The organism is Vibrio sp. 10N.222.49.C9 (assembly GCF_041474985.1).
In the GTDB taxonomy this organism is placed as follows: Bacteria; Pseudomonadota; Gammaproteobacteria; order Enterobacterales; family Vibrionaceae; genus Vibrio; species Vibrio crassostreae_C.
This window is the reverse complement of the sequence record NZ_JBFRVD010000809.1, coordinates 1-353: the sequence shown is the minus strand read 5'-3', so window position 1 is coordinate 353 and position 353 is coordinate 1. Positions and strand designations below refer to the sequence as shown.

The 353-nt window shown below is 41.6% G+C and carries 1 pseudogene; it reads right to left on the bottom strand.

The features are described from left to right. Positions 1–122 (bottom strand): annotated as a pseudogene (locus tag AB4585_RS25715) (heme ABC transporter ATP-binding protein CcmA); the annotation flags it as partial. Between the last annotated feature and the right edge of the window lie 231 nt (positions 123–353).

The window sequence follows — 353 nt, the reverse complement described above, 5'->3', positions numbered from 1 at the left end:
GTTTTACCCGTACCATTTCGCCCTTCGATCTGAATCAGATCTCCAGCCTCTACAGTAAAAGACAGGCTTTCGAATAAAATTCTTTCATCGCGAATTGCAGTTAATCCATTTACTTCCAGCATAGCCCGCCAGTACCTATTCCAAAGAAATGGCATAGTAACACAGGCTTATTATGGCCAACCAATGTAAACGATTAATTAGTAAGCGTTTCTTCACAGAAAAGTGAAGTATGTCGTCAGGATTTGAATCGGGTCATACTCTCAACCCTTAATGCCCTTAGTATGAGTAGGTCATTACCATATTTACCAGGTTTCGTTCTGGTCCTGCAACTAGCTCTAGGCTAGTGCCAAATG